The 8237-nt window shown below is 32.1% G+C and carries 9 protein-coding genes; 4 read left to right on the top strand and 5 right to left on the bottom strand.

The window, feature by feature from the left end; all coding sequences use genetic code 11:
- Positions 1-39 precede the first annotated feature (39 nt).
- Entirely contained in the window at positions 40-387 is a 348-nt protein-coding gene (locus ACOYLT_RS02565; protein ID WP_422852286.1) for a DUF4296 domain-containing protein, read from the top strand.
- A gap of 2 nt (positions 388-389) precedes the next feature.
- On the opposite strand, the gene ACOYLT_RS02570 is transcribed toward ACOYLT_RS02565, so the two are convergent.
- Positions 390-1373, bottom strand: a complete 984-nt coding sequence (locus ACOYLT_RS02570; RefSeq protein ID WP_422852277.1) for an NAD-dependent epimerase/dehydratase family protein — start codon at positions 1371-1373, stop codon at positions 390-392.
- 154 nt (positions 1374-1527) lie between these two features.
- On the opposite strand from ACOYLT_RS02570, the gene tyrS reads away from it, so the two are divergent.
- A complete protein-coding gene (tyrS, locus tag ACOYLT_RS02575; RefSeq protein ID WP_422852278.1) occupies positions 1528-2820 on the top strand; it encodes a tyrosine--tRNA ligase in 1293 nt (430 codons plus the stop codon).
- On the opposite strand, the gene ACOYLT_RS02580 is transcribed toward tyrS, so the two are convergent.
- The 3 genes from ACOYLT_RS02580 to ACOYLT_RS02590 all read right to left on the bottom strand — a co-directional run bounded on the left by ACOYLT_RS02580 (position 2813) and on the right by ACOYLT_RS02590 (position 5169).
- A complete protein-coding gene (locus tag ACOYLT_RS02580; protein ID WP_422852279.1) occupies positions 2813-3793 on the bottom strand; it encodes an acyl transferase in 981 nt (326 codons plus the stop codon). The two genes, tyrS and ACOYLT_RS02580, sit on opposite strands and share 8 nt — an antisense overlap.
- 98 nt (positions 3794-3891) lie before the next feature.
- Positions 3892-4707: a T9SS type A sorting domain-containing protein gene (locus ACOYLT_RS02585; RefSeq protein ID WP_422852280.1), complete on the bottom strand. Its 816-nt coding sequence runs from the start codon at positions 4705-4707 to the stop codon at positions 3892-3894.
- Positions 4708-4812: 105 nt separating this feature from the next.
- Positions 4813-5169: a T9SS type A sorting domain-containing protein gene (locus tag ACOYLT_RS02590; protein WP_422852281.1), complete on the bottom strand. Its 357-nt coding sequence runs from the start codon at positions 5167-5169 to the stop codon at positions 4813-4815.
- Between the two features lie 163 nt (positions 5170-5332).
- Here ACOYLT_RS02590 and ACOYLT_RS02595 point away from each other — a divergent pair, with 163 nt between their 5' ends.
- A complete protein-coding gene (locus ACOYLT_RS02595; RefSeq protein ID WP_422852282.1) occupies positions 5333-6016 on the top strand; it encodes a response regulator transcription factor in 684 nt (227 codons plus the stop codon).
- Positions 6017-7060 (top strand): sensor histidine kinase, encoded by a 1044-nt coding sequence (locus ACOYLT_RS02600; RefSeq protein WP_422852283.1) that lies wholly within the window; start codon positions 6017-6019, stop codon positions 7058-7060.
- Here the strand turns inward: ACOYLT_RS02600 and ACOYLT_RS02605 are convergent.
- Complete coding sequence (locus ACOYLT_RS02605; protein ID WP_422852284.1) at positions 7034-8098, bottom strand: glycosyltransferase; 1065 nt, start codon at positions 8096-8098, stop codon at positions 7034-7036. The genes ACOYLT_RS02600 and ACOYLT_RS02605 overlap by 27 nt on opposite strands.
- Between the last annotated feature and the right edge of the window lie 139 nt (positions 8099-8237).

The following is an 8237-nucleotide window of genomic DNA, read 5'->3' on the forward strand; positions in this document are numbered from 1 at the left end:
ACCTTTGGGATGAGAAATAGTATAGTAATAATTTGTTTGATGTTTTCGTTTTTCAGTTGTAATAATACAATTGAAAAACCTAAAAACTTAATTGAAAAAGATAAAATGACAAAAATTTTATATGATTTGTCTTTGCTAGATGCTATGAAAAACCAATATATTGAGGGTGGTATTAGCAATCAAAAAGCAAATGACTATATCTATAAAAAATATAAAATTGATAGTATTCAATTGGTGCAGAGCAATAAATATTATGCTTCAGATATTGAAGAATATAAAAAAATGTTGGAAGAAGTTAAAAATATATTAGATAAAGAAAATAACAATCTTGCCAATCCAACTCCTAATTCTATTAAGCCAAGCGATGATCAACCTAGAGTAGAATAGGTTTATATAATTTCTCTTAACACAGCATCAATGCTTTGAAACTCATAGTTCAAAGCATTTTTTATTTTTTCAGTACTGTAATTATCTACACTGTGAAGCGTGGTAGCAGCATATTTAGAAAGGGTTCTTTTTTTGCCAAAAAAAGTCGTTAAGAACCAATCAATTTTCCAAGCAATTCCAGTCATCCATGGTTTTGCATAATAGTTTGCAGGTTCACAACCCATAGCATTTGCTAAGGTTTTTATAAGATATTCATAAGTACAATTTTCGGCAACCAATGAAAAACGTTCGCCATTTATGTTGCTGTTCATTACTTGAATCATTATTGTAACGACATCGGTAACGCCGACATAACCTGTTTGTCCTTTGGTATAAAATAACAGTCCATTTTTAATTTTTGTAAAAATAGCTCCACTTCCATCTTTCCAAATTGTTGACCCTAAAATTACTCCAGGATTTACAATTACAACAGCTAATCCTTCCTGAAATCCACGCCAAACTTCAAGTTCGGCACCATATTTTGAAATAGCATAATCACTATGATACATTTCAGGATTCCATTCGGAAGTTTCTGAAATAACCGTTTCATTTTGTGCCAAATCGCCCAATGTTGCAATAGAACTGACGTGACAAAGTTTATTTACTTTACAATCAATACATAAATTGACAATATTAGCAGTGCCTTCAATGTTGGTTTTTCGTAGTAAGTCTTCATCTTTTGGGTCAAATGAAATCAACCCTGCACAATGATACACATAGTCAATGTTTTTGAAAGCAATCGTCAAAGAAGGGACATCAATAATATCTGCTCCTATCCACTCAATTTTGGAAAATAAATGTTCTTTGTGATGAAGATTAAAAAGTGATTTTGTTTTTTCGATAGCATTTATATTTCTATAAATAGCACGAATAGCTTCTTCATTGTCAACCAAATGAAGCAATAAATGCGCCCCTACTAATCCCGTACCGCCAGTGACTAAAATCATATTGCGAATTTACGAATTCAAAGTCGGAATTTGATATATTTTCAAATTTTCAAATTGACTAATTAAAACTATCTTTGCCCAAATTGATTATAAAATGACACGAGCCAGTATGGCGACTGCATCGAACACCAATAACAAATAGTATTTTAGTAAAATGAAAAATTTAGTAGCAGAATTACAATGGCGTGGCTTGGTTCATGATATTATGCCAGGAACTGAAGAACAACTTTTAAAAGAAATGACCACAACCTATATTGGGTTTGACCCAACAAGTGATTCGTTGCACATTGGAAGTTTAGTGCCTATTATTCTATTAGTTCATTTAGGTAACTTTGGACACAAACCTATTGCCTTGGTTGGTGGCGCTACTGGAATGATTGGTGATCCTTCTGGAAAATCGGATGAAAGAAATTTATTGGACGAAGCTACTTTAGAAAAAAATGTAGCCGGAATTAAAGCCGTTCTATCGCGCTTTTTAGATTTTAATGCTTCGGCTGCCAATGCTCCAATTTTAGTAAATAATTACGATTGGATGAAAGATTTTTCTTTTATCAATTTTGCACGCGATGTCGGAAAACGTATCACGGTAAATTATATGATGGCAAAGGATTCGGTAAAGAAACGTTTGAGTGCCGAAGGAGAAGGAATGAGTTTTACCGAGTTTACCTATCAGTTAATTCAAGGTTACGATTTTCATCATCTATATAAAACACACCATTGTTTGTTGCAAATGGGCGGTTCAGACCAATGGGGAAATATTACCACAGGAACAGAATTAGTGCGCAGAATGAATGGTGAAGGAGCAAAAGCCTATGCCATGACTTGCCCATTAATCACTAAAGCTGATGGTTCCAAATTTGGTAAATCAGAAGGAGGAAACGTATGGTTAACCGCAGATAAAACTTCAGTGTATAAATTCTACCAGTTTTGGTTGAATACTACTGATGTTGATGCCGAGAAATACATCAAGATTTTCACTTTCTTAGATTCAGCAGCTATTGATGCTTTGATTATAGCACATCAAACAGCGCCTCATTTGCGCGTATTACAAAAACGATTGGCACAAGAAGTAACCACTTTTGTACATGGGAAGGAAGAATTAGAAAAAGCAATTTTTGCATCAGGAGCATTCTTTAGTCCGACAATGGATGATTTGAAAAAACTCGATACTACAACTTTTCTAGAAGTTTTTGAAGGCGTTCCGCAAGCAGAAGTTGCCATGGTTGATATTGAAAATGGACTGGACATGATTGCCGCACTTGCTGCTAAGACAGGTTTTTTGGCTTCTAATAGTGATGCTAGACGCGAGTTGCAACAAAACGCTATTGCACTCAATAAAGAAAAAGTGGCCATGGATTATAGTATCACTCCAAAAGATTTAATCAACAATCAGTTTTTGATGTTGCAAAAAGGAAAGAAGAATTATTATTTGATAAAGGTTATATAACCATCAAGTTACAACCACGAATATCAGAATTATCAAAACGTCCCAATATTTCGAAGGAATTATTGGGATATTTTTTGCCCAAATCTTGCGTGGCAATAAACGAACAGGAATTGATATTGGCCAAATCAATCACATTGACTCCGCCAGTTTTGCCATAATTTTCATAGGTTAAAGCATCTTCTGTATTACGGACTAAGATTTGCATCCACGAAGGACATTCAAAAATACCATTTCCAAGCGAATACGCTTGTGATAAAAGTTCGGTCATGCCATATTCTGAGTGGATACTTTTTACCCCAAAACCTTTACATAAAATGTCATGTAGTTCTTCACGTATGATTTCCTTACGTTTGCCTTTCATCCCTCCGGTTTCCATAATAATGGTGTTCTTGAGTTGGAATTTTTGTTTTTCAATTAAATCTAATAATGCGTAGGTTACTCCAATTAAAATTACATTTTGTCCAGCATTATCAATCTCAATTAGTTTGGCAATCAACTCCTCATAATTATGCAGGTAAAAGCCACTGTGCTCGTTATTGGAAAGTTCAATCAAATCCTTCACCATATAGATTAATGAAGAACCTGTTCGCTCTAAATAGGATGGGAGCAAAGCCAAAACAACATAATCTTCTATATTTCCATAAAATTCCGAAAAGGCTAAACGGTAACTTTGTTCATATAATGAAATGTCTGTCACCAAATGTTTACTCGTTATCATTCCCGTCGTGCCACTACTAGTGAAAGTCTTTTGAATAGAATTAGTTGTTGAAACAACATCATGACTTTTGAAAAACTGTATAGGCAAAAAAGGAATTTGAGTTACCATTTTTACAGCTTGTTTATCTACCTTTAAGAAATTACAAAACTCCTGATAAACCAAGTTGTTTTCATATTGAAAACGAAAGACTTTCAAAGCCATTTTTTCAAATTGCTTTTGTGATGAAATGGTAAATAGGTCTTGGTTAGAAATCATTTGTTGAGATACTGAAACAAGTTCAGGATGAATGCAAAAGTAATGAAAATAAAAAAGCCCTAACTTTCGTTAGAGCTTAATATAGGATAAAAAAAGTATTATTTAATAACTAATTTTCTCGTAACCGTTTTTCCTTCTTCAGTAATTTTAACTACATAAACTCCCGTTCTTAAAGCATTTACGCTCACGGCATTGTTATTTGTAGTAGTATTTAAAACTTGTTTTCCTAATACGTCAAACACAGTAACTGTTCTCTCAGCATTAGCAGCAGTTTCAATATATAAAGTACCGTTTGATACAGGGTTTGGATATACTTTTAAACCAGAAATGGCATTAAAAACTTCTGTAGATAGATAGGCCGCACCAGGACTCTCAAACGAAATATTATCATAGCTTACTGTGGCGCCATTATAGGCTCTAAATTGAAGCGTAAATGTATTGGCTCCAACGGGTACTACTGATGTAACAGTTTTTTGCGTCCAAGTTGAGGCTTGAGGTAAATAGCCATTGTTATTTCTTAAAGGGTCATCTGTTGAACCTGTTGATCCCGGGGGATTAATAGGAGTTGTAGGAGTTAAACTGGTTGTGTCAAAGAAAACACTCCAAATTCTTGCTGTATTTCCAGTAAGTCCGTTATCTGTTCTCTTAGCTTTGTACCAATAGCTAATAGTAACTTCTTCACCCGGAACAACACTAAATTTTTGGTCAAATCCTGTTGTAGCAGTAGCAATGTATTGAACTGATGAAGTATCATCTTGACCATCGTCACTAATAACAGTAGGTAACGCATAACCTGAGCCAGTTGCATACCAACTTTCTACTCCAGAAGCAAAAGTATGATTTTCAACTAAGTTTTGAGCAAATGAACTTATAGTCATGATGCATAAAACTAATAAAAAGTAATTTTTTTTCATTTTTTATAAATTAAATTAGAATACAAATATACTCACAAATTTTCTTTGCAGAAAAAAAAGAATGTAAAAAAATGATTAAAAAACTATTAATTTACAGGAGTACAACTACCTGACAATTAGTTTTCTGGTGGCAGTTGTATCGCCTTCGGTAATTTTAATAATATAAACACCTGTAGGAATAGATGTTATACTTAACTCACGGGAAGAAATAGTAGTTTGGAGTACTTTTTTTCCTAATACATCAAAAATCATGATGTCTTTATCTAAATTAGTTTTAGAAGTGATGTATATTTTACCATTACTTACCGGATTAGGATAAAATCCTAAAGCGTCGTTTCCTTGTTGTTTTCCGTCTTGAGCAAAGCTAGCAAGAGAAAACAAAGAAAATAGTAAAGTAATATAAAAGTAATTTTTTAACATCATTACATGAATTGTATCACAAAGATATAAAAATTTATTCATAAAATGTGACAAAATAAATTTTAATAAAGTCCTGTTGCCAAAAAACACTTTTTATATTATTAAATTGTTAAAATAATTAAATTATGGTTAACTACAATTTTACTTTGTATAATCAATTTGTATTATCTTTACTTTTACATTCACAAAAGCAATTGTGTTCGTTATGAAAAAAAAAGACATTAAGATTTTACTAGTAGATGATGAGCAAGATATCCTAGAAATAGTTGGATACAATCTTTCTCAAGAGGGTTATCAAATTGTTACTGCTACTAATGGTAAAGAAGCAATATCTAGAGCCAAAAAAGAGTTGCCACAGCTTATCATTATGGATGTAATGATGCCCGAAATGGATGGCATGGAAGCCTGTGAAGCCATTCGGAAAATGCCCGAATTGAGTAATGTTATTATAGCCTTTTTAACAGCAAGAAGTGAGGATTACTCTCAAGTAGCTGGTTTTGACGCTGGTGCTGATGACTATATCACAAAACCTATAAAACCAAAATTATTAGTTAGCAAAGTAAAAGCATTACTACGCAGACTAAAAAGTGATGAACACGCCTCCGAAACTTTAAATGTTGGTGGAATTGAAATCAACAGAGAGGAATATAAAATCATTAAAGATGGAACAGAAATTGTTCTTCCAAGAAAAGAATTTGAATTGTTTTATCTCTTAGCTTCAAAACCCGGAAAAGTTTTTAAACGGGAAGAAATTTTAGATAAAGTCTGGGGAAATGAAGTCATTGTTGGCGGGAGAACCATTGACGTCCATATTAGAAAACTTCGCGAAAAAATTGGAGATGATTTGTTTAAAACCATCAAAGGAGTTGGATATAAACTAGAAGTGTAAATGAAAATAAATTTTAAGAAAACATATGCTTTTGCTTTAATTTCAACATTATATATCACCTTTTTTTCTACTGGTTTTCTTACGATTTTATTATGGTTTTTCCATGAGTTTTCGATGCCAATTATTTCTGTTTTTACTTTTTTCATTGCAATTTTTTCCTTTTTTGTAATTCAATATAGAGTAGAGCGTTTTATCTATCGTAGAGTGAAAAAAATCTACGATGATGTTTCCCTTCTAGAGTCAACGTCATTCAGAAGTCAACCCATTACAACTGATATGGAAACTCTAACTAAGCAGGTAAAAAAGTTTGCTACAGATAAAAAACTCGAAATAGAAACTTTAAAAGTTCGTGAAGAATATAGAAGAGAGTTTCTTGGTAATGTTTCACATGAATTAAAAACACCCTTGTTTACAGTGCAAGGTTATCTTTCCACCCTACTTGATGGCGCTATGAATGATAAAAGCGTTCGAAAAAAATACCTTGAAAGAGCAGAAAAAGGAGTCGAAAGATTAATATACATTGTAGAAGATTTAGATATGATTACTAAGCTAGAAATGGGAGATGTTAATCTAGAAATAACAAAATTTAATGCCGTTGAATTGGTTCAAAGTGTTTTTGATTTATTGGAAATGAAAGCGGATAAGAAAAACATCATTTTAATGTTTGATCAAAAATATAATAAACCAATAAATGTTTTTGCAGACCAAGATAAAATCCAACAAGTTTTAACCAACTTAATCATGAATTCCATAAAATATGGAAAAGAAAATGGCACAACCGAAGTCACTATAGAAGATTTAATTAATGACAAAATCATCGTTCGTGTTCGTGATAATGGAGAAGGAATTGAGAAACATTATATTCCTCGTTTGTTTGAACGTTTTTTTAGAGTAGATAAAAGCGGGGCAAGAAGTGAAGGTGGCTCCGGTCTTGGACTTTCAATAGTAAAACACATTATCGAAGCCCATGGAGAAAAAATTTATGTAGAAAGTGAATTTAATAAAGGTTCTGAGTTTTCATTCACTTTGGAAAAGTATCAATAATTGTTTCCAATTTTCAGTTGCTTTAAATTGTTTTAATCCTTTATAAAATTCTATTTCTAATAAATTTTCAATTCGAAAATCATCTTGTTTAGCAAATGGAGCAATCCCATTTCTTTTCAGTCTTTTGGCCAAATATTCTTGTTCAAATTGCCCAGGTGTGGGAATAAAAAAAGCTTTCTTTTCTAATTTTGCCAAATCCATAATAGTGGTATATCCTGAGCGGCATAATACTATTTTGCTTTCATTATAAGCATTTTCAATTTCTTTAGAAGTCATGAAATTGTAAAAAGTAATGTTTTTTATAATTTCTTTCTTCTTATTGTTTTCCACTTTTCCTTTTATAAATAGCACTTCCCCATTATAATTTTGAAGTTCATCTATTATTTTTTCTTCCAGCAGCGTTCGCTGAGGTTCAGGACCCGAAAGAATTACCATTAATTCATATTTATAAACCAACTCTTTTTTCTCCAAACGACTTAATGAACCAAGGTATTTTAAATGCAAAGAACTGTTTCTCAAATGAGCTAATTTACCAGTTAAATTTCGACTTTCTTGAAAATCTGGAACCCAACATTCTGTAAATTTTTTTATAAAATGTTGATGTAATTTACTGGAAATCCAAGTAGTGTTTCCCGATAAAACATTGAGTTGATGTGTTATAAAAACACTCGGCACTTTTTTACTATAAACACCTAATCGATTATCAGAAATAATACCTTTCAAATCATATTTATTGACCAATTCTTTAATAATTTTTTTTTCTTCAAAAACAGCCAAAATTATTTTCGGAATGTTTTTAATCAGCTTCCATTTGAAATCTTTGCCCTCTTTTGCATATTCAATTTTATAAGAGGGAAATTCTAATGATTCTAAATGTGGAAATTCTTTTTGCAAAAGGAGCAAAGCAATTCCATCCGAGGCAATAATTGGTGTAAAGCCATTTTTTTCTAATTCTTGTATAATAGGAATACAGCGTGTGGCATGACCTAAACCCCAATTAAGAGGAGCAACTAGAATATTTTTTGTGATTGCTTTCAAGTGGTGAAGTTACAATATAACTTTGCAAAGTAAAAAAGAATTTGAATAGTTTATATTTCCTTAATTTTACAAAAAATTAAATTAGTGGGAAGTAAGAATAAATTAAAACGGTTTAAGGAAAACGAAACTTTTGAAAACG

The sequence above is a fragment of the Flavobacterium sp. genome (genome assembly GCF_049318185.1).
Taxonomy (GTDB): Bacteria; Bacteroidota; Bacteroidia; order Flavobacteriales; family Flavobacteriaceae; genus Flavobacterium.

What these genes read in the sequence shown, in the direction of transcription:
- ACOYLT_RS02595 (WP_422852282.1), top strand. Translation starts at nt 5,333, where the DNA reads ATGAAAAAAAAAGACATTAAGATTTTACTAGTAGATGATGAGCAAGAT.
- ACOYLT_RS02580 (WP_422852279.1), bottom strand. Translation starts at nt 3,793, where the DNA reads ATGATTTCTAACCAAGACCTATTTACCATTTCATCACAAAAGCAATTT.
- ACOYLT_RS02590 (WP_422852281.1), bottom strand. Translation starts at nt 5,169, where the DNA reads ATGAATAAATTTTTATATCTTTGTGATACAATTCATGTAATGATGTTA.
- ACOYLT_RS02565 (WP_422852286.1), top strand. Translation starts at nt 40, where the DNA reads ATGTTTTCGTTTTTCAGTTGTAATAATACAATTGAAAAACCTAAAAAC.
- ACOYLT_RS02585 (WP_422852280.1), bottom strand. Translation starts at nt 4,707, where the DNA reads ATGAAAAAAAATTACTTTTTATTAGTTTTATGCATCATGACTATAAGT.
- ACOYLT_RS02600 (WP_422852283.1), top strand. Translation starts at nt 6,017, where the DNA reads ATGAAAATAAATTTTAAGAAAACATATGCTTTTGCTTTAATTTCAACA.
- ACOYLT_RS02570 (WP_422852277.1), bottom strand. Translation starts at nt 1,373, where the DNA reads ATGATTTTAGTCACTGGCGGTACGGGATTAGTAGGGGCGCATTTATTG.
- tyrS (WP_422852278.1), top strand. Translation starts at nt 1,528, where the DNA reads ATGAAAAATTTAGTAGCAGAATTACAATGGCGTGGCTTGGTTCATGAT.